The sequence below is a fragment of the Pseudocitrobacter sp. CD920760 genome (assembly GCF_057782505.1).
Genome location: NZ_CM173490.1, coordinates 1,755,959 through 1,776,490 on the forward strand (window position 1 = coordinate 1,755,959; position 20,532 = coordinate 1,776,490).

Here is a 20,532-nt window from a genome sequence, read left to right on the forward strand (position 1 = left end):
TTTTGTTCTGTTTTAAACCGCATGAGGTCATAGGTCATATGGATTCACTCGTCGTCCCGAGTCTGGATACGTTACGTCAGTGGCTCGACGAATCAGGCATCAGCTTCTATGAGTGCGATACCTGTCAGGCGTTGCACCTGCCGCATATGCAAAATTTTGATGGCGTGTTTGACGCTAAAATCGACCTTATTGATAACACTATTCTCTTCTCTGCGCTGGCGGAAATTCGTCCAACCGCACTGTTAGCGATGGCAGCGGATCTCTCTGCGATTAATGCCAGTTCGCTGACCGTGAAGGCGTTCATCGATATACAGGATGATAATCTGCCAAAACTGGTGGTTTGCCAGTCTTTATCTGCCTCTGTTGGCGTGGCCTACGAGCAGTTCGTGGCCTTCATGCGTCAAAGCGAAGAGCAGGTGTCGATGGTGATTCTGGAGGCTTTCGCGCAGCAGCTACTGTTTAAAGCGGAAGAAGAGGAAGAACAGCCATCTGAAGAGATTCAATACCACTTTCTTCACTGATTCCACCCCCTGAATAGCGCAGCCACTGCCAGAGCGGCTGCGTATCACGTTCGTTTATTCCGTATTTAACCTATTTTTAAAGATTCATTCACTACCTGAAAGACCCTTTTGGCCTATCAGATAGAGTGATCTTGCATAAAAAATTGATAAAAGGCGTTTTTAACGCTGAGCTATAGCCTCTATCTCTGGCTACAGTTATTCTTGCGATGCCCGGATGATCCCCCTCAATAGCCAGACCTTTCGCAGATTTGGCGAGGTTTTTGCATCCGTTAAGCGAGCAACGACTGCGGCGAGAGGAACCATTTCTTCTTCAATGCGGTACGACAAAAATATGCATGAATATTGCATACCTCCGACTGCGTGTATTTGGTCCAAATGTTAACGGACGTTGAGAAGGAAAAGAGATATGGCCGCTTTCAGTAAAAAATGGTTAACGGGTCTGGTGACGGGTGTGCTGATGGCCACCTCGGCAAGCGCGCTCGCTGCGGAGCAAAAAACGCTGCATATCTATAACTGGTCTGATTATATCGCGCCGGATACGGTGGCGAATTTTGAAAAAGAGACCGGCATAAAAGTGGTGTATGACGTTTTCGATTCCAACGAAGTGCTGGAAGGAAAACTGATGGCGGGCAGCACCGGGTTTGACCTTGTCGTACCCTCGGCGAGCTTCCTGGAGCGCCAGTTAACGGCGGGCGTATTCCACCCGCTGGATAAAAGCAAACTGCCTAACTGGAAAAATCTCGACCCGGAAGTACTGAAGCTGGTGGCGAAACACGATCCGGATAATAAGTACGCGATGCCCTATATGTGGGCAACCACCGGCATTGGCTATAACGTTGATAAAGTGAAAGCGGTGCTCGGCGCTGATGCGCCCGTGAACAGCTGGGATCTTATCTTCAAACCTGAAAATCTGGAGAAGCTGAAAAGCTGCGGCGTCTCCTTCCTCGATGCCCCGGAAGAGGTCTTTGCCACCGTGCTGAATTATCTGGGCAAAGACCCGAACAGCACCAAAGCGGATGACTACACCGGCCCGGCGACGGACCTGCTGCTGAAGCTGCGTCCGAACGTGCGTTACTTCCACTCCTCGCAATATATCAACGACCTGGCGAATGGCGATATCTGCGTGGCCATCGGCTGGGCGGGTGATGTATGGCAGGCGGCGAACCGCGCGAAAGAAGCGAAAAACGGCGTGAATGTTTCCTTCAGCATTCCGAAAGAGGGGGCCATGGCGTTCTTTGATGTCTTCGCTATGCCTGCCGATGCGAAAAACAAAGATGAAGCCTATCAGTTCCTCAACTATCTGATGAAACCCGAGGTGGTCGCGCATATCAGCGATCACGTCTTCTACGCCAATGCCAACAAAGCATCAACCCCGTTGGTTAGCGAAGCGATTCGCAACAACCCTGGCATTTATCCACCGCCGGATGTCTTCGCCAAACTCTTCACCCTGAAAGTGCAGGAGCCGAAGATTGATCGCGTGCGTACCCGCGCGTGGACCAAAGTAAAAAGCGGTAAATAACTGACGCAATCCGCCCGGCGTTCGCTGCCGGGTGGATTAGCAGCGCAGTTTTTCGTATGGCAACCGGGCCATAACGAGTGTGTTTTTTTTTGCCGGAGAGCACCCCATTGAACGACGCGACCCCCCGCCCACAGGCGAAAATCCGTAAAGCGCTTACCCCGCTGCTGGAGATCCGTAACCTGACCAAATCCTATGACGGCCAGCATGCCGTGGATGACGTCAGCCTCACCATTTATAAAGGCGAAATTTTTGCGCTGCTTGGCGCATCCGGCTGCGGAAAATCCACGCTGCTGCGTATGCTGGCGGGCTTTGAACAGCCCAGCACCGGGCAGATTATGCTCGATGGCGTCGACCTGGCACATGTTCCGCCCTATCAGCGTCCGATCAACATGATGTTTCAGTCCTACGCCTTGTTTCCCCATATGACCGTGGAGCAAAACATTGCTTTTGGCCTGAAGCAGGACAAACTGCCGAAGGCGGAAATTAGCGCCCGTGTCGCTGAAATGCTGGCACTGGTGCATATGCAGGAATTTGCCAAACGTAAACCGCACCAGCTATCCGGCGGCCAGCGGCAGCGTGTGGCGCTGGCGAGAAGCCTGGCGAAGCGACCAAAGCTATTGCTGCTGGATGAGCCGATGGGCGCGCTGGATAAGAAACTGCGCGACCGGATGCAGCTGGAAGTGGTCGATATTCTGGAGCGCGTCGGCGCGACCTGCGTGATGGTGACACACGACCAGGAAGAGGCGATGACCATGGCCGGGCGCATCGCCATTATGAATCGCGGCAAGTTTGTACAGATTGGTGAGCCTGAAGAGATTTACGAGCACCCGACCACCCGCTACAGCGCGGAGTTTATTGGTTCAGTAAATGTCTTTGAAGGGCTGCTCAAATCGCGCGAAGAAGATGGCCTGGTGATTGATTCTCCGGGGCTGGTGCATCCATTGAAAGTCGATGCCGATGCATCCGTAGTAGATAACGTCCCGGTGTATGTCGCGCTGCGACCGGAAAAAATCATGCTCTGCGACGCGCCGCCTGAAAATGGCTATAACTTTGCCGTGGGGGAAGTGGTGCATATTGCCTATCTGGGCGATTTATCGATTTATCACGTGCGCTTAAAAAGCGGGCAGATGATCAGTGCACAGCTACAGAATGAACATCGCTACCGAAAAGGATTACCCACCTGGGGCGATGAGGTGCGTCTGTGCTGGGATGCCGACAGCTGCGTCGTTCTGACGGTGTAAGGAGGGCGAATGAGTGCTTTAGAATCGCCAGCCCGCGTCGCGAAACCGGCGGGCTTTGCCCAGTGGCTTACGCGTATGAACGTTGCGCACGGGCGTAAATTGGTTATCGCGCTGCCGTTTATCTGGCTAATTTTGCTATTTTTGCTGCCATTTCTGACGGTATTCAAAATCAGCCTGGCCGAGATGGCGCGCGCGATCCCGCCGTATACGGATCTCATGTCGTGGGACGACGGGCAGCTTACGCTGTCGCTTAATTTTGGCAACTTCCTGCAATTGACCGACGATCCCTTGTACATCGAGGCCTATTTCCAGTCGTTGCAGGTGGCGGCTATTTCGACGATCTTCTGCCTGCTGTTGGGCTACCCGCTGGCGTGGGCGGTGGCGCACAGTAAACCATCGACGCGCAATATTCTGTTATTGCTGGTGATCCTGCCGTCGTGGACGTCGTTTTTGATTCGCGTTTATGCCTGGATGGGCATCCTGAAAGGCAACGGCGTGCTGAGTAATTTCCTGCAATGGGCGGGCATTATCGACCAGCCGCTGGAGATCCTGCACACAAATCTCGCGGTGTATATCGGCATTGTGTACGCCTATCTGCCGTTTATGGTGCTGCCTATCTACACGGCGTTGACGCGGATTGATTACTCGCTGGTGGAAGCCTCGCTGGATCTGGGCGCAAGGCCGCTGAAAACCTTCTTCAGCGTGATTGTGCCGTTAACCAAAGGCGGGATTATTGCCGGATCGATGCTGGTGTTTATTCCGGCGGTGGGGGAGTTTGTGATACCTGAACTGCTCGGCGGCCCGGATAGCATCATGATTGGCCGCGTGCTGTGGCAGGAGTTCTTTAACAACCGCGACTGGCCGGTGGCGTCGGCGGTGGCGATCGTCATGCTCCTGCTGCTGATTGTGCCGATCATGTGGTTCCACAAACATCAGCAAAAACAGATGGGAGAACACGGATGAACAACTTACCGGTCGTCCGCTCACCATGGCGAATTCTGATTCTGGTGCTCGGATTTACGTTTCTGTATGCGCCGATGCTGATGCTGGTGATTTACTCCTTCAACAGCTCAAAGCTGGTGACTGTATGGGCGGGGTGGTCAACGCGCTGGTACGGCGAACTGTTCCGCGATGATGCAATGATGAGCGCGGTGGGGCTCAGCCTGACCATTGCCGCCTGCGCGGCAACCATGGCGGCAATTCTGGGCACTATTGCGGCGGTGGTGATGGTGCGTTTTGGCCGTTTTCGCGGCTCCAACGGCTTTGCCTTTATGATAACCGCGCCGCTGGTGATGCCTGATGTGATCACCGGTTTATCGTTATTACTGCTGTTCGTTTCGCTCGGTCACGCCATCGGCTGGCCGTCCGATCGCGGCATGCTCACCATTTGGCTGGCGCACGTCACGTTCTGTACGGCGTATGTGGCGGTGGTGATTTCGTCGCGGCTGCGTGAGCTGGACCGCTCGATTGAAGAAGCGGCGATGGACCTCGGGGCGACGCCGCTGAAAGTGTTCTTTATCATTACTTTGCCGATGATTATGCCGGCGGTGATCTCGGGCTGGCTGCTGGCGTTTACGCTCTCGCTGGACGATCTGGTGATTGCCAGCTTCGTTTCCGGGCCAGGGGCGACCACGCTGCCGATGCTGGTCTTCTCCAACGTGCGTATGGGCGTCAACCCGGAAATCAACGCCCTGGCGACGCTCATTCTCGCGGTAGTAGGAATTGTCGGATTTATCGCCTGGTACCTGATGGCACGCGCAGAAAAACAACGTACGCGTGATATCCAGCGTGCAAGACAAGGATAATCCTCTTAAAATTAAGGAAGGTTGTATTCGGTTCCCTGTCCGCAGGGAACCGTTTTCACGGAAGACGACATCTTGGGATTCTTTGCTAAAACCGGCCGTTCACATGCCAGCTTAAACGTTCCTGCTCTGGTGCAGGTGGCGGCGCTCGCCATTATTTTGATCCGTTGCCTCGATCTGCTGATGATTTTCAATCTGCTGGGTCTTCGCGGACTCCTCGATTTTATTCATCGCAGCGTGCAAACCTGGAACCTGACGCTGGTGTTTCTGGCGAGCCTGATTCTGGTGTTTGTTGAAATCTGGTGTGCGTTTTCGGTGGTAAAAGGGCGCAACTGGGCGCGCTGGCTCTATCTGCTGACGCAAATTATCGCTGCCAGCTATTTATGGGCCGCCTCGCTAGGTTATGGATATCCGGAACTGTTTAGCATCGCCGGAGAATCAAAACGTGAAATATTCCGCTCGCTGGTGATGCAGAAAATGCCGGATATGCTGGTCCTGTTCCTGCTTTTTGTCCCGGCACACAGTCGACGGTTTTTCCGCTTCCAATAACGGTGATACAATCGCCGCCCCTGAATTTCTGAAGGTCTTTGTATGCAGTGCGCACTTTATGACGCGGGTCGCTGTCGCTCCTGTCAGTGGATTGAACAGCCGGTAAACGATCAACTCGCCGCCAAAATGAACGATCTCCACACGCTGCTGGCCGGGCAGGCGGTAGAGGCGTGGTGCGCACCCGTCAGCGGGCCGGAGCAGGGTTTTCGTAATAAAGCCAAAATGGTGGTCAGCGGCAGCGTGGAAAAACCGCTGCTGGGCATGCTGCACCGCGACGGCACGCCGGTTGACCTGACCGATTGCCCGCTGTATCCCGATTCTTTCGCGCCGGTTTTCGCCGCGCTCAAACCGTTCATTGCCCGCGCCGGGCTCACGCCCTATAACGTCGCGCGTAAACGCGGCGAGCTGAAGTATCTGCTGCTGACCGAAAGCCAGCGCGATGGCGGCATGATGCTGCGCTTTGTGCTGCGCTCAGAAAGTAAGCTTGAACAGCTGCGCGCTGCGCTGCCCGCGTTGCAGGCGCAGTTACCGCAGCTGAAAGTGATCACCGCCAATATTCAGCCGGTACACATGGCGATCATGGAAGGCGAGCAGGAGATCTTCTTTACCGAACAGCAGGCGCTGGCGGAAACGTTTAATGGCGTACCGCTGTGGATCCGTCCGCAAAGTTTCTTCCAGACCAACCCGACCGTTGCCAGCGCCTTATACGCGACGGCACGCGACTGGGTGCGCGCACTGCCGGTCACGCACATGTGGGATCTCTTCTGTGGCGTCGGCGGTTTTGGTCTGCACTGCGCGACACCGGAGATGACCCTCACCGGTATCGAAATTGCCCCGGAAGCCATCGCCTGTGCGAAGCAGTCTGCGGCACAACTGGGGCTCACTAAGCTTCAGTTTCAGGCGCTTGATTCCACGCAGTTTGCCACCGCCCAGGGTGACGTGCCCGAGCTGGTGCTGGTTAATCCGCCGCGTCGGGGCATTGGTAAAGCGCTGTGCGATTACTTAAGCCAGATGGCCCCGCCGTTTATTATCTACTCCAGCTGTAACGCTCAGACGATGGCGAAAGATATTGCCAGTCTGCCGGGCTACCGCATCGCGCGGGTTCAGCTGTTCGACATGTTCCCGCATACCGCCCACTACGAAGTGCTTACCCTGCTGGTAAAAAGCGGAAGTTAAACAAAATGTGAACTTTTGCCGGACGGAAATCAGGTAAGCTTTATCTCAGAAGAGATGGAAAAGGCACTGATTGATGACGGCAAAACAGATCCTGCTGGTGGAAGACGATCGCGATATCGCCACGCTGCTGCAACTCAACCTTGAAGATGAAGGCTATACCATCGTCCATGAAGAGGACGGCGGCAGGGCGTTGCAGCGCCTGGAGCATACGCAATGGGATATGGTTATCCTTGATTTAATGCTGCCTAACGTCGATGGGCTGACGATTTGCCAGCGCATTCGCGAGCGCGGTCGCTATCTGCCGGTGATTATCATCAGCGCGCGCAGCAGCGAAACGGAGCGCATTCTGGGCCTTGAAACCGGGGCCGATGATTATCTGGCAAAACCTTTCTCGGTGCAGGAGCTGGTGGCGCGTATCAAAGCACTGTTCCGTCGCCAGCAGGCAATGGGGCAGGATGTGCAGCAAACCAGCGGCACTATTGCCGCCCATGGTCTGGTGATCGACCCGCTGGCGCGTAGCGTGCGTTTGCGCGGTAATCTGGTCGATCTCACCCCGCGCGAATTTGATTTACTGTGGTTCTTCGCCCGCCATCCGGGGCAAATTTTCTCGCGCCTTGATCTGCTGGAGCAGGTGTGGGGCTATCAGCATGAAGGCTACGAACACACGGTGAATACGCACATTAACCGCCTGCGCGTCAAAATCGAACATAACGCCGCCGAGCCGGAAATCATTCTGACCGTGTGGGGTAAAGGCTATCGTTTTGTTGGAGGCCCGGCATGAAAGCGAAACTGAGCCTGAGCCAGCGCTTAACGCTACTGTTTATTCTGCTGCTGGTACTGTGCGCAACCATCGCCGGGGCGGTGCAACTCTACAGCAGCATGCAGTTTGGTAATGCGATGGTGCAGCGGCTGTCGGCGAATCTGGCGCAGCAAATTGTACGCAGCGAGCCGCTGATGGATGCGCAGGGCAGGGTGGATCGCAACACGTTAAAACCGCTCTTTGACCGTCTGATGACCTTTAACCCCAGCGTGGAGCTCTATGTTATCTCGCCCGACGGCGAGATTCTGGCCGATGCCGCGCCACCCGGGCATATCAAACGCCAGCGCGTCGCGCTCGCCCCCGTCGAACAGTTCCTGAGTCAGGCTGCGATGCCGGTGTATGGCGACGACCCGCGCAGTGCTGATAAGCATAAAGTCTTCAGCGCCGCGCCGCTGCGTCAGGATGGGGAACTGCGCGGGTATCTGTACATCATTTTGCAAGGTGAAGAACTCAACGCGCTGGCAGAAAATGCCTGGCATAAGACCCTGTGGAGCACGCTGCTGTGGGCGCTGTTGTTGGTTGCAGGCGTCGGTGTATTGGTGGCGATGCTGGTGCGTCAGTGGGTGACGCGCCCGGTGAATGCCCTAACGCGCGAGGCCAGCCGTATCGATCAGGACAGCATTAGCGCGATTAAACATCTGGCAACCCAGCCAACGGTCGAAAAGCCGGGCGATGAAGTGGCGTTGCTGCGCAATACGTTTATCGAGCTGGCGCGCAAGATTGCCTCGCAGTGGGATGAACTGGCCGACAGCGATCGCCAGCGGCGCGAGTTTATCGCCAATATTTCGCATGACCTGCGCACGCCGCTCACTTCGCTATTAGGTTATCTCGAAACCCTGTCAATGAAAGCCGCTACGCTGACGCCAGAAGAATCCCGGCATTATCTGGAAATCGCCCTGCGTCAGGGGCACAAAGTGCGTCATCTTTCGCAGGAGCTGTTTGAGCTGGCCCGGCTGGAGCATGGGGCGATTAAACCGCAGCGGGAGCGCTTTGCCCTGAGTGAACTGGTTTCCGATGTGGTGCAAAAATTTGATCTCTCCCTTGAGACGCGCAAAATCATCTTACAGACGGAGATCCCCGGGCATTTGCCGCTGATCAACGCCGATCTCTCGATGGTGGAGCGCGTGGTGACCAATTTGCTTGATAACGCGATTCGTCATACGCCGCCGGGTGGAACGATCCGCCTGAAAATCTGGCAGCAGGAGGAACGGTTGCAGATGGAAGTGGCCGACAGCGGGCCAGGCATTGATGCAGCGGTGCGGGAACAGCTTTTTGTTCGCCCTTCGGCGCTCAGCCAGCAGGCGACGCGCGAGAAGCGCGGTGGGTTAGGTTTGCTGATTGTCAAAAAAATGCTGGAACTGCACGGTGGGGGCATTGGGCTGGTGGAATCGACGGGCGGGGCGTGTTTTCGGTTTTGGCTTCCGTGTGGGCGGTAGTTGCCGGATGGCGGGGTAGCCGCCATCCGGCGAAGAGCTATTACTCAGGGAACCACTGATTGCTGATTTTCTGATAGGTGCCATCAGCTTTAATCGCTTTCAGCGCGCCGTTCAGTTTTTCCAGCAGAGCTTTGTTATCCGGACGAACCGCGATGCCCAGACCCGTGCCGAAGTATTGCGGATCGGTCACTTTCTCGGTCGCCGCGCCCAGCTGCGGGTTAGTTTTCAGCCACTCGTTCACCACCGCGGTATCACCAAACACACCATCAATACGGCCATTTTTCAGGTCGATAATCGCGTTCTGGTAGCTGTCATACGCCACGGTTTTCACTTCCGGATGCTTATCCATCAGGTATTTCTGGTGGGTGGTGCCGTTTTCCATCCCGATGCGTTTGCCTTTCAGGTCAGCGAAGGTTTTATAGGTATCTTTCTTCGCGATCACCAGTGCGGAGTTGGCGTAGTATGGCTCGGTGAATGCGACCTGCTTGCTACGTTCCGGAGTGATATCCATACCGGAAATTACGGCGTCATATTTTTTGAATTTCAGCGCCGGGATCAGGCTGTCGAACGCATGGTTAGTGAAGGTGCACTCTGCCTGCATCTGTTTGCATAACGCTTTCGCCAGATCGATATCAAAGCCGACAATCTGATTGCTGGCATCCATCGACTCAAACGGTGGGTAAGTTGCGGAGACGCCAAAGTTGATTTTATCTGCGGCGCTGGCGCCAGCGGCGAAGGTGGCAAGTAATGCGGCCAGAACTAACTTTTTCATCGGTAAGGCTCCCGTCTGTCAAAATTAAAAGATGCTGCCCTGCGTGTGGCATGAATATATCCTGCCTGCTTTTGAATTTATATGCAATAAAAATGATTTTTTATTTTGTTGATTATAAAAAAAAGCGGACAACTTATAAGGTTGCCCGCTCTATGATTGTGCCTTTATGCAATCATCGTCATCAGTTTCTGCGCTCGAATGCCAGCGCTTTTCGCTCAATCAGACGCATCAGCAGCGTCAACAGACCGTTGACGATAAGATAGACGACGCCCGCCGCGCCAAAGACCATCACGTCGTAGGTACGACCATACAGCAACTGCCCGTGGCCCATCACTTCCATCAATGTGATGGTATAGGCCAGCGAGGTACTTTTGAAGACCAGCACTACTTCGTTCGAGTAGGAAGACAAGGCGCGTTTCAGCGCGTACGGCAGCAGAATCGCCAGCGTATCTTTTTTACTCATTCCCAGTGCGCTACAGGATTGCCACTGCCCATCAGGAATGGCGCGAATCGCCCCATAGAATAACTGAGTGGTATAGGCCGCACTGTTCAGCGACAGGGCGATTAACGCGCACAGCCACGGTTCAGAAAGCAAATGCCACAGCCCCGGATAATCCTGCAACGACGGGAACTGACCCGGGCCGTAGTAAATCAGGAAGATCTGCACCAGCAGCGGCGTGCCGGTAAACAGGGTGATATAACCGCGCACGATCCAGACCAGCACCGGCGTTTTCAGCGTCAGAACGATGGTGAAAATCAGCGACAGGATCAGCGCAACCGCAATGGACGCCACGGTCAGCGTCAGGCTGGTGTGCAGCCCTTTCATCAGTTCCGGTAAATACTCGAGCATCAGCCTGGTCTCCGTTCGAAGCGAGTGGTACGCAGGTCAATGCGTTTGAGGATGTACTGGCTGAGCAGAGTGATCACCAGGTAAATCGCCGCTGCGACGATGTACCAGGTAAACGGCTCCTGCGTACGCGTGGCGATACTTTTGGTTTGCAGCATTAAATCATTCACGCTAATCAGCGACACCAGCGCGGTATCTTTCAGCAGCACCAGCCACTGGTTACCGAGCCCCGGCAGCGCATGACGCCACATTTGCGGCATCACCAGACGGAAGAAAATCGCCGCTTTCGACAGGCCCAGCGCCTGGCCGGATTCCCATTGGCCAACCGGCACCGCTTTCAGCGCGCCGCGCAGGGTTTGCGAGGCATAGGCAGCATAAAGCAGCGACAGCGCAATCACGCCGCACAGGAACGGGCTAACGTCGAAGTTTTCGATCTGCATCTGCACCGGAATTTGCACCACGCCAAGGTTAAGCGTGAAGCCGTCCGACAGCATCAGCAGCAGCTGTGAGGAACCGAAATAGATAAACAGGACCACCAGAATTTCCGGCAGCCCACGCAAGATGGTCACGATAGCGGAGCCCGCCCACGCGACAGGACGCCATTTGGCTGACTCCCATACCGCGAAGAACATCGCCAGCGCCAGCCCAATGACCAGAGCACAAACGGCAAGGCCGACGGTCATCCCGGCGGCGCTTGCTAATGGAAAAAATTCGTTCATCAGATCTTACTTCTGGAACCATTTGCTGTAGATGGTTTGATAAGTGCCATCTTTTTTCACTTTTTCCAGGGCTGCGTTGAATTTTTGCTGCAGCTCGGTGTTGCCCTGACGAACCGCGATGCCAAGACCGGTGCCGAAGTAGTCTTTATCCGTCACTTTGTCGCCGATGGCGGCCAGTTTGGCGTTGGCTTTCAGCCATTCGTTCACCACGGCAGAGTCGCCGAAGACCGCATCAATACGACCGTTTTGCAGATCCAGTTTCGCATTCTGATAGCTATCGTACGGTACGGTGGTGATTTCCGGATGTTTATCCATGATGAATTTCTGGTGGGTGGTGCCGTTCTGCACGCCCACTTTCTTGCCTTTCAGCGCATCAATGCTGGCGACTTTACCCTGCTGGCCAATAAACAGCGCAGAGTTGTCGTAATAAGGGGTGGTGAAGAGAACCTGTTTTTCACGCTCAGGCGTGATATCCATTCCGGCCATCACCGCGTCAACGCGGCGGAATTTCAGGCTTGGGATCAGGCTGTCGAAAGACTGGTTAGAGAAGGTGCAGGTGGCATCGATCTCTTTACACAGCGCGTTCGCCAGGTCGACGTCAAAGCCAACAATCTTGTTGTTTGCATCCATTGATTCGAACGGAGGGTAGGACGCTTCGGTCGCGAAACGGATGGTCTGGGCTGCGCCAGCAGAAAGGCTTACGCTTGCGAGCAGTGCGGCAATCAGTACTTTTTTCATGGTCATTGTCCCGGGTCTCTTCAGTGAGAAAGGTAATTCTTAAACGCTTCAGTCTGTGGCTGGGTGAAGCAGCTGTTATCGCCCTGTTCGACGATATAGCCGTTTTCCATATACACCACGCGGCTGGCGGTTTTTCGCGCCACTTCCACTTCGTGGGTGACGATCACCTGTGTAATGTTGGTTTCCGCCAGTTCGCGAATGATGCTGACGATCTGGGCGGTGATTTCCGGGTCGAGGGCCGCGGTCGGTTCATCAAACAGCAGAACCTGCGGTTCCATCATCAGCGCGCGAGCAATCGCCACACGTTGTTGCTGACCACCCGAAAGGTGCAGCGGATAACGATCGCTGTAAGGCTTCAGGCGTAAACGCTCGAGCAGTTTCTCGGCGCGCGCCATCGCGTTTTCTTTACTCAGGCCCAGCACGCGGCAGGGCGCTTCAATCAGGTTTTGCACCACGGTGAGGTGTGGCCAGAGGTTGTACTGCTGGAACACCATGCCGACGTTCTGGCGCAGTTCGCGAATGGCTTTATCCGACGGCGCTTTGGCGAAATCAAAGTGATTACCGGCGATGTTCAGCGTGCCGGAGCGCGGCATCTCAAGAAGATTCAGCACGCGCAGCAGCGAGCTCTTACCCGCGCCGCTTGGCCCCAGCAGTACCAGTGTTTCACCCTGCGGGCACTCAAGCGTGATGTCGAACAGCGCCTGGTGCGCGCCGTAGAAGCAGTTAATGCCGTTTAATTTAATGCTCATCGATACTCGTCAAGATGCGTTAGCTGTAGGTACTTACCCTGAACGTCCGTTCAGCGGCTCACTCAGTTGCTGCGGTATCCGGAGGCTTCGGCAGAATAACCTTCTGCTCAACCCGGCTTTGCCCGCTCATTATGTAACGAAAATGTTGCTAAATTCTCGAAGGTTTTCAGCAATTGAGGCCGCAAATAGTACCTTTGACAGAATAGTTATGCAATATTTGTGCGTTAAAACTTAAATATAAACCAGCGTTACACTTAAAGTTAGCACAAAATGTTGGGTGGGCGAGGCGGGAGGCAGAAATGTCGGCATTCCTCACGGAATGCCAGACAATTTACCCATGTGACGGTTGATGCACGGGAGGGTTAGCGTTTTTCCAGCGACTGGCGCAGCGTTCCGGCTGGCGCGTGCACGCTGCCGCCAAGGTAACGCACATCATCAACCGCCCAGCACTGGCCTTCGCGGACCATCAGCACTTCGTCCTGCCAGCTTTGCGTGCCCTGTTTGAGGCTGACGCGCAGAGGAATATTGCGCGCATCGGTATTAGGAATCGTGGATGCACTGGCGACGGTGGCGCTGTCTGCCGGCGTGGTGCGGCTGGAGAACGGATCGGACTGCAACAGTGCGCTGTGGCTGGCGTCGCTGCGGCTGTCATTCAGCACTTTTGCCAGATCGTCGCTCAGGTAAGGGCGAAGCGCCGTGAGGTCATTATTGCGATGCTGAATGCGATAATCGTAAAACTTTTGTGCCACGGCGTCCGGCCCGCCTTCCACGCAGGGCCCGCTTCGTGTACCAATATCTTTAAAGGCTGGCGTCACGGTGGTACAGGCGCTCAGCAGCATGACGCCAGGGAGGAGGAGTGCAAGAGTGGAGTAGCGCATAATTTTTCCTTTTAAGCAGCTCAACACATCCTCCTTCAAACGTGTCGTTTGTGCGATGCAGTCTGAAGGATTTGTGTATACGATTATGATGGAATCCCTTTCCAAGCATAGCGCATCGGTCCGATAATGGGAGAGGACAGTTTGCGCTAAGGCATTGAACGTTAAAAGAAGGAGTACAATGATGCAATTCTCAACCACCCCGACGCTGGAAGGCCAGACCATTGTGGAATATTGCGGCGTGATCACCGGTGAGGCGATTCTCGGGGCCAATATTTTCCGCGATTTCTTCGCCGGCATTCGCGACATTGTGGGCGGTCGTTCCGGTGCCTATGAAAAAGAGCTGCGTAAAGCGCGTGAAATCGCCTTTCAGGAGCTGGGCGAGCAGGCAAAAGCGCTGGGCGCAGATGCCATTGTTGGTATCGACATCGATTATGAAACCGTCGGCAAAGACAGCAGCATGCTGATGGTGAGCGTCAGCGGCACGGCGGTGAAAACGCGCCGATGAAACGTTTCCTGACGCTGGCTTTACTCGCGAGTTTTTTAGTGGGCTGTGCGGGTGAAAAGGGCGTGATCGACAAAGCCGGGTATCAGCTTGATACCCGTCATCCGGCGCAGGCCGCGTACCCGCGCGTAAAAGTGCTGGTGATTCACTACACGGCGGACGACTTTGACGTCTCGCTGGCGACGCTCACCGATAAACATGTGAGTTCGCATTATCTCATTCCTGATGTGCCACCTATGCACAACGGGAAACCGCGCATCTGGCAATTAGTGCCGGAAGATAAACTTGCCTGGCACGCTGGAGTCAGCTTCTGGCGCGGCGCAACGCGAATCAACGACACTTCCGTGGGTATCGAACTTGAGAACCGTGGCTGGCAGAAAACGGCAGGCGTTAAGCATTTTGCGCCGTTCTCACCCTCGCAAATTGAGGCGCTGATCCCGCTGGCGAAAGATATTATCGCCCGCTACGACATCCAGCCGCAAAACGTGGTGGCGCACGCGGATATCGCCCCGCAGCGCAAAGATGACCCCGGCCCGCTCTTTCCGTGGCAGCAGCTTGCCGCGCAGGGAATTGGTGCCTGGCCGGATTCACAACGGGTCACGTTTTACCTGAACGGACGCTCGCCGTATCAGCCTGTTGATACTGCCGGGTTGCTCGATCTGTTGTCGCGCTACGGTTACGAAGTGACGCCGGATATGACGCCAGCGCAGCAGAAAAGGGTGATTATGGCGTTCCAGATGCACTTCCGCCCGACGCTGTGGAACGGCATTGCGGATGCGCAAACTCAGGCGATAGCGGAAGCGTTGCTGGAGAAATATGGACAGGGGTGATGGCTTTGCCGGGGGCGCTGCGCTTGCCCGGCCTACATTTACTGCACGTTGTAGGCCCGATGCGCCATCGGGCATTTTCGCATTTAGCGGTGCAGCTTCCCGTGATCTTCCAGCCACTCGGCGGTGCGCACGATACCTTCGTTCAGCGTCACAATCGGCGCATAACCCAGTTCTTCTTTCGCGCGGGTGATATCCAGCGTGAAATCAAAGTTCAGCTTTGACACGCCATAATGGGTAAGAGCAGGCTCTTTGGCGGATTTATTGCCAAAGCGTTCCATGCTGCGCGCCACCATATCCAGCATCGGGTAGGGCACGGAACGGATCCGGCACTTGATATCCAGCTCGTCAATTAAACGCTCAACGATGCTGCGCAGCGTGCGAGGTTCATCGTTGGTGATGTTATACGCGCGGCCAGAAGGCAGGCCGTCGCACTGTGGCTGGCTTGCCAGCCACATGGCATGCACCACGTTTTCGTAATAGGTCATATCGACCATCGCATGGCCGCCGCGCGGCAGCAGCACGCTGCCGTAGTGGTGCATCATTTGCGCCAGACGCGGGATAAACACTTTATCATGCGGCCCAAAAATGCTTTGTGGACGCAGAATGGTAAAGCGCGTATTTGGGTTAGCCTGCGCCAGCAGTTGCACGACTTCTTCACCTGCCGCCTTGCTGCGGGCAAATTCGCAGGCAAAGCGGTGCGGACGAAAATCTTCTTTGATATCGCGATGGTGGTGATAATCGAAATAGAGCGATGGGGAAGAGATATGAATAAAGTTGCGCACGCCCCAGGCCACGGCCCATTCGCCCAGACGGCGCGTGGCGCGCACGTTAGCGAGGTCAAAGGCTTCCTGGGTTCCCCACGGAGAAGTAAAGCTGGAGCAGTGCCACAGCGTATCGACACCGGCGAGCATCACTTTCGCCTGAGAAGAGACCAGTTCCGTTAAATCGGCGTGGACGAACTCCGCACCCATTTTCTCCAGCAGTTTGCCCATCGCTTCATTGCGACCGCTCGCTCTGACGCTGATGCCCTTGTTGCGCAAATACTCGACGGCATTTCTGCCGAGCCCGCTGGTCGCGCCGGTAACCAGTACCTTCATATCGATCCACTGTGTAAAAAGAATTTCGTGCGCATTTTTCCGTGAATTTCACTCTCATGCAATGGGAAACTAAGAAGAAATGAGCTTATGCCTCTTTTTTGCCCGTGATTTCTTCTGCAAGCCTGGCAATTCGCCGCGCCATACCGCGAAAAATGAACAGATGCGCGGGGATCATTAACAGCCAGTAGAGTAATCCTGGCATACCCTGGGGATGCCACCAGGCGCGAACGTCAAGTTCACGATGGTCGCCTTTATCCACCAGCGTAAAACTGAGTCGCCCCAAACCCGGCGCTTTCATACCAAACAGCAGTGACAATTGTTTCTCCGGCTCGACGATAATCACTTTCCAGCTATCGACATTGTCACCGGTTTTCAGCCGCGCGTGCGCGGGGCGGCCTTTCGCCAGTTTATGACCCACCAGCAAATCCATCGCGGCACGCGTTTTCCACAGAATATTGCCAAAGAAATAGCCTTCGCGACCGCCCAGTCGATTCACCACTTGCCACAATGCCGCCAGGCTTGCCGGGGTTTTTACCGTATAACCCGCCTGTTTGGCGAAATATCCGTATTCGGGCCGCCAGCGGGCAAACGCATGTTCGTCGTAGCCCCAGTCACTGGAGTTCACCAGCTTCTTTTCTTCTTCCAGCGTCTGGCGTACGGCTTCATCAAACGTTGTCAATTTCTGCGGGATCAATGCGCGGAGTTCGCGATCGTCTGCCAGAAGATCGTGCTTTAAGCCCTGGATCAGTGCTTTCGCAATTGTCGGCGGCACAGAGGTGATCACATTTAAGAACCACACCGAGATCCAGCTTGTCGGGAAAGGAATGGGAATTAAGAGACGATGACGCCCGCTTACCGCCATAAAGCGCTCAAATTGTTGCTGATAGGTCAGCTCTTCCGGGCCCGCCGCTTCTAAGACGCGATGCTCTGAGGCTGGATGCTCCAGCAACCCCGCCAGATAGACCAGCAGGTTTTCCAGCGCAATCGGCGTCGTGCGCGAGCGCACCCAGCGCGGCGGTGTCAGCACGGGCAGGTTGTAAACCATATCGCGCATCACTTCGAAAGCGGCAGAGCCCGCGCCGACGATGATCCCGGCGCGCAGTTCGGTCAGCGGAATGCCCGCTTCACGCAGAATATCCCCGGTCGCCTGACGGGCGCGCAGATGCTCCGATTGTTCGTGTGCGGGAGCCTGTAATGAGCTTAAAAAGATAATCTGCTTAACCGGAACCTGACGTAACGCATCGCGCACGTTCAGCGCTACCTGACGCTCATGGGCGAGAAAGTCACGGCTTTCGCCCATGCCGTGCACCAGGTAATAGAGCGTCTCCACGCCCTCAAGCAGGGCAGGAAGGGTAACCGGCCATTCAAGATCGAGCGAGTGACAGCTCACGCCCGGAAGCTGCTGCTTTTCCAGACGTTCGATATGCCGCGCCGCCGCCCGCACGGTGTAGCCGCGCGCGCTCAGTTCCGCCACCAGATGCTGGCCGATATACCCACTTGCACCGAGGACTAAAACGGTTTGCGGCACGTCACTCTCCTTATTGGGCTAAAAACGCTTTCCAGTGGCTGACCACGTCGCTGAGCTGCTCGCGGCTGACGTCGAGATGCGTCACCAGACGCACCACCGGCGAGGCGTTAATCAGCACATCACGTTCACGCATAAATGCGCCCAACGCCGCAGCCTGCTCGTCACCCACGCGGACAAACAGCATGTTGGTATCGTGACGCATCACGTCCGCACCGATTTCACGCAGTTGCTCTGCCAGCCAGGCGGCATTGTCATGATCGTCCTGCAAACGTGCGACGTTATTTTTCAACGCATAAAGCCCGGCGGCGGCCAGAATCCCGGCCTGACGCATTCCGCCGCCGGTCATTTTACGCCAGCGCGTCGCACGCGTGATGTAGTCATGACTGCCGACCAGTAATGAACCGACAGGTGTGCCGAGACCTTTCGAGAGACAAATAGTGAACGAATCGCAATACTGCGCAATCTCTTTCAGCTCACAACCATATTCCACTACGGCGTTGAAAATGCGCGCGCCGTCGACGTGCAGCCCGAGCTTGCGCTCGCGGGTGAATTCCCACGCCTGGCGCAGATAATCGCGCGGCAACACTTTGCCGTTATGGGTGTTTTCAATGCTCAGCAGTTTGGTGCGCGCAAAGTGAATGTCATCGGCTTTAATTTTCGCCGCAACTTTATCGAGCGGCAGCGTGCCGTCTGCGGCTGCGTCAATCGGCTGAGGCTGAATACTGCCCAGCACCGCAGCACCACCGGCTTCATACAGATAATTATGCGCACCCTGGCCGACGATGTACTCCTCGCCGCGCTCGCAGTGGCTGAGCAGCGCCACCAGGTTCGCCTGGGTACCGGTGGGTAAAAAGAGGGCGGCGTCCTTTCCGGCAAGACTGGCAGCGTAGCGCTGGAGTTCATTGACGGTAGGGTCGTCGCCATACACATCATCCCCAACCGGGGCGGCCATCATCTCTTCGAGCATGGCACGGCTCGGCCGGGTAACGGTATCACTGCGTAAATCGATCATGACATTTCCTTGTAACTGAGGAGAATGTCGATAGTTTTACCTGAGCCAGTTAGTTTTCGCCAGCTCCATCACTTCATCGCCGCGCCCGTTAATAATGGCGCGCAGCATATAGAGGCTGAACCCTTTGGCCTGCTCCAGTTTAATCTGCGGCGGCATGGCCAGCTCTTCTTTGGCGACCACCACATCAACCAGCACCGGGCCGTCGATGCTGAACGCTTTCTGAATCGCTTCATCGACGTCAGCCGATTTTTCCACGCGGATACCCGGAATACCGCAGGCTTCGGCGATGCGGGCGAAGTTGGTGTCGTGCAGCTCGGTGCCGTCGGTGAGGTAACCGCCCGCTTTCATTTCCATCGCCACAAAGCCCAGTACGCTGTTATTAAAGACGAAAATTTTCACCGGCAGTTTCATCTGCACAACGGAGAGAAAATCGCCCATCAGCATGCTGAAGCCGCCGTCGCCGCACATCGCCACCACCTGGCGGCCAGGGTGAGTTGCCTGTGCGCCCAGTGCCTGCGGCATGGCATTCGCCATCGATCCGTGGTTAAACGAACCGAGCAGGCGGCGTTTGCCGTTCATTTTCAGATAACGTGCGGCCCAGACGGTTGGCGTGCCGACATCGCAGGTGAAGATGGCATCATCAGCGGCGAAATGGCTGATTTGCTGCGCCAGATATTGCGGGTGAATGGCTTTATCGCTGGGTTTGGCGAGGTCATCAAGGCCTTTGCGCGCATCGCGATAGTGCTCCAGCGCTTTATCCAGGAAGCGGCGATCGGTTTTCTCTTCCAGTTTTGGCAGCAGGGCGCGAAGTGTCGATTTGATATCGCCGACCAGCGCCATATCGACCTTACTGTGCGCGCCAATGCTGGCGGGATTAATATCAATCTGGATGATTTTGGCATCCGTGGGGTAGAACGGGCGATAAGGGAACTGTGTGCCGAGCAGGATCAGCGTATCGGCGTTCATCATGGCGTGGAAGCCCGAAGAGAAGCCAATCAGCCCGGTCATGCCCACATCGTAAGGGTTGTCGTACTCGACGTGCTCTTTACCGCGCAGGGCGTGAACAATCGGCGCTTTCAGTTTGCCCGCGAATTCCACCAGCTCTTTATGCGCCCCGGCGCAGCCGCTGCCGCACAGGAAGGCGATATTGCTGGAGTAGCGCAGCAGTTGCGCCAGTTTATCGAGTTCTTCTTCGGCGGGTATCACCACCGGGAGCGGAGCGTGATACCAGTGGCTGCTGGCGCTTTCCGGCGCGGCTTTCAGCGCCACGTCCCCTGGAAGCACAACCACCGATACGCCGCGATTGAGCACCGCTTTGCGCATGGCAATGGCCAGCACCTGAGGAATTTGCTCGGGTGACGAAACCAGTTCGCAGTAGTGGCTACATTCGCGAAACAACTCCTGCGGGTGCGTTTCCTGAAAATAGCCACTGCCGATTTCGCTCGATGGAATATGGGCGGCAATTGCCAGCACCGGCACGTGGTTGCGGTGGCAATCAAACAAGCCGTTGATTAAATGCAGGTTACCTGGTCCGCATGACCCCGCGCAGACGGCGAGTTCGCCCGTAAGTTGCGCTTCTGCGCCTGCGGCAAAGGCGGCGACTTCTTCGTGGCGCGTGGGCATCCAATCGATAGTGCCCATCCTGTTGAGACTGTCACTCAGACCGTTTAACGAGTCTCCGGTGACGCCCCAGATGCGTTTAACGCCAGCCTGTTCAAGGGTTTTGGCAATGTAAGCGGCAACGGTTTGCTTCATGGTTTTCCATCTCCTGAAATGTGATATCGCTAACAAGTTTA

General features: G+C 55.5%; 21 protein-coding genes. 11 read left to right on the plus strand and 10 right to left on the minus strand.

The annotated features are described in order from the left end of the window. Positions 1–38 precede the first annotated feature (38 nt). From AC1MKH_RS08010 to AC1MKH_RS08050, 9 genes are all read left to right on the plus strand, one after another. Positions 39–521, plus strand: a complete 483-nt coding sequence (locus AC1MKH_RS08010; protein ID WP_231827861.1) for a type III secretion system chaperone family protein — start codon at positions 39–41, stop codon at positions 519–521. Between the two features lie 406 nt (positions 522–927). Further along, positions 928–2,040 carry a spermidine/putrescine ABC transporter substrate-binding protein PotF gene (gene potF, locus AC1MKH_RS08015; protein WP_276218084.1) on the plus strand — a complete coding sequence of 371 codons (1,113 nt, stop codon included), beginning with the start codon at positions 928–930 and terminating at the stop codon, positions 2,038–2,040. A 107-nt stretch (positions 2,041–2,147) separates the two neighbouring features. Next, positions 2,148–3,281, plus strand: coding sequence for a putrescine ABC transporter ATP-binding subunit PotG (gene potG, locus AC1MKH_RS08020; protein WP_015965149.1), 1,134 nt, complete (start codon positions 2,148–2,150; stop codon positions 3,279–3,281). Positions 3,282–3,290: 9 nt separating this feature from the next. Then, complete coding sequence (potH, locus tag AC1MKH_RS08025; RefSeq protein ID WP_015965148.1) at positions 3,291–4,244, plus strand: putrescine ABC transporter permease PotH; 954 nt, start codon at positions 3,291–3,293, stop codon at positions 4,242–4,244. Then, positions 4,241–5,086, plus strand: a complete 846-nt coding sequence (gene potI / locus AC1MKH_RS08030; protein ID WP_015965147.1) for a putrescine ABC transporter permease PotI — start codon at positions 4,241–4,243, stop codon at positions 5,084–5,086. The genes potH and potI overlap by 4 nt, the downstream gene beginning before the upstream one ends. A 21-nt stretch (positions 5,087–5,107) precedes the next feature. Further along, positions 5,108–5,632: a YbjO family protein gene (locus AC1MKH_RS08035; protein ID WP_276218080.1), complete on the plus strand. Its 525-nt coding sequence runs from the start codon at positions 5,108–5,110 to the stop codon at positions 5,630–5,632. Between the two features lie 42 nt (positions 5,633–5,674). After that, positions 5,675–6,808, plus strand: a complete 1,134-nt coding sequence (rlmC, locus tag AC1MKH_RS08040) for a 23S rRNA (uracil(747)-C(5))-methyltransferase RlmC (RefSeq protein ID WP_276218078.1) — start codon at positions 5,675–5,677, stop codon at positions 6,806–6,808. A gap of 73 nt (positions 6,809–6,881) precedes the next feature. Next, a complete protein-coding gene (locus tag AC1MKH_RS08045) occupies positions 6,882–7,589 on the plus strand; it encodes a response regulator transcription factor (RefSeq protein WP_276218076.1) in 708 nt (235 codons plus the stop codon). Next, entirely contained in the window at positions 7,586–9,064 is a 1,479-nt protein-coding gene (locus AC1MKH_RS08050; RefSeq protein WP_276218074.1) for a sensor histidine kinase, read from the plus strand. The genes AC1MKH_RS08045 and AC1MKH_RS08050 overlap by 4 nt, the downstream gene beginning before the upstream one ends. Positions 9,065–9,104: 40 nt before the next feature. On the opposite strand, the gene artJ is transcribed toward AC1MKH_RS08050, so the two are convergent. The 6 genes from artJ to AC1MKH_RS08080 all read right to left on the minus strand — a co-directional run bounded on the left by artJ (position 9,105) and on the right by AC1MKH_RS08080 (position 13,767). Continuing rightward, positions 9,105–9,836 (minus strand): arginine ABC transporter substrate-binding protein ArtJ, encoded by a 732-nt coding sequence (artJ, locus tag AC1MKH_RS08055; protein ID WP_108474629.1) that lies wholly within the window; start codon positions 9,834–9,836, stop codon positions 9,105–9,107. 181 nt (positions 9,837–10,017) lie between these two features. Continuing rightward, the gene (gene artM, locus AC1MKH_RS08060) at positions 10,018–10,686 is read right to left on the minus strand and encodes an arginine ABC transporter permease ArtM (RefSeq protein WP_276218072.1); all 669 of its coding nucleotides are present in this window, start codon (positions 10,684–10,686) and stop codon (positions 10,018–10,020) included. After that, positions 10,686–11,402 carry an arginine ABC transporter permease ArtQ gene (gene artQ / locus AC1MKH_RS08065; RefSeq protein WP_276218070.1) on the minus strand — a complete coding sequence of 239 codons (717 nt, stop codon included), beginning with the start codon at positions 11,400–11,402 and terminating at the stop codon, positions 10,686–10,688. The genes artM and artQ overlap by 1 nt, the downstream gene beginning before the upstream one ends. 6 nt (positions 11,403–11,408) lie before the next feature. Next, positions 11,409–12,140, minus strand: coding sequence for an arginine ABC transporter substrate-binding protein ArtI (artI, locus tag AC1MKH_RS08070; RefSeq protein WP_149461471.1), 732 nt, complete (start codon positions 12,138–12,140; stop codon positions 11,409–11,411). A gap of 20 nt (positions 12,141–12,160) precedes the next feature. Beyond that, on the minus strand, positions 12,161–12,889 hold the full coding sequence (gene artP / locus AC1MKH_RS08075; protein WP_015965138.1) for an arginine ABC transporter ATP-binding protein ArtP: 729 nt from the start codon (positions 12,887–12,889) through the stop codon (positions 12,161–12,163). Between the two features lie 362 nt (positions 12,890–13,251). After that, positions 13,252–13,767, minus strand: a complete 516-nt coding sequence (locus AC1MKH_RS08080; protein WP_276218067.1) for a lipoprotein — start codon at positions 13,765–13,767, stop codon at positions 13,252–13,254. A gap of 181 nt (positions 13,768–13,948) precedes the next feature. On the opposite strand from AC1MKH_RS08080, the gene AC1MKH_RS08085 reads away from it, so the two are divergent. Then, positions 13,949–14,272 carry a heavy metal-binding domain-containing protein gene (locus AC1MKH_RS08085; protein WP_276218600.1) on the plus strand — a complete coding sequence of 108 codons (324 nt, stop codon included), beginning with the start codon at positions 13,949–13,951 and terminating at the stop codon, positions 14,270–14,272. Then, complete coding sequence (locus AC1MKH_RS08090; protein WP_276218065.1) at positions 14,269–15,099, plus strand: N-acetylmuramoyl-L-alanine amidase; 831 nt, start codon at positions 14,269–14,271, stop codon at positions 15,097–15,099. Before AC1MKH_RS08085 ends, AC1MKH_RS08090 begins: the two co-directional genes overlap by 4 nt. Before the next feature lie 83 nt (positions 15,100–15,182). Here the strand turns inward: AC1MKH_RS08090 and AC1MKH_RS08095 are convergent, their stop codons facing one another. The 4 genes from AC1MKH_RS08095 to poxB form a co-directional block, all read right to left on the minus strand. Then, positions 15,183–16,196 (minus strand): NAD-dependent epimerase/dehydratase family protein, encoded by a 1,014-nt coding sequence (locus AC1MKH_RS08095; protein WP_276218063.1) that lies wholly within the window; start codon positions 16,194–16,196, stop codon positions 15,183–15,185. Between the two features lie 85 nt (positions 16,197–16,281). Continuing rightward, complete coding sequence (locus AC1MKH_RS08100; RefSeq protein ID WP_276218061.1) at positions 16,282–17,724, minus strand: SDR family oxidoreductase; 1,443 nt, start codon at positions 17,722–17,724, stop codon at positions 16,282–16,284. 10 nt (positions 17,725–17,734) lie between these two features. Continuing rightward, a complete protein-coding gene (gene ltaE, locus AC1MKH_RS08105; protein ID WP_276218058.1) occupies positions 17,735–18,736 on the minus strand; it encodes a low-specificity L-threonine aldolase in 1,002 nt (333 codons plus the stop codon). A gap of 36 nt (positions 18,737–18,772) precedes the next feature. Continuing rightward, entirely contained in the window at positions 18,773–20,491 is a 1,719-nt protein-coding gene (gene poxB / locus AC1MKH_RS08110; RefSeq protein WP_276218056.1) for a ubiquinone-dependent pyruvate dehydrogenase, read from the minus strand. Between the last annotated feature and the right edge of the window lie 41 nt (positions 20,492–20,532).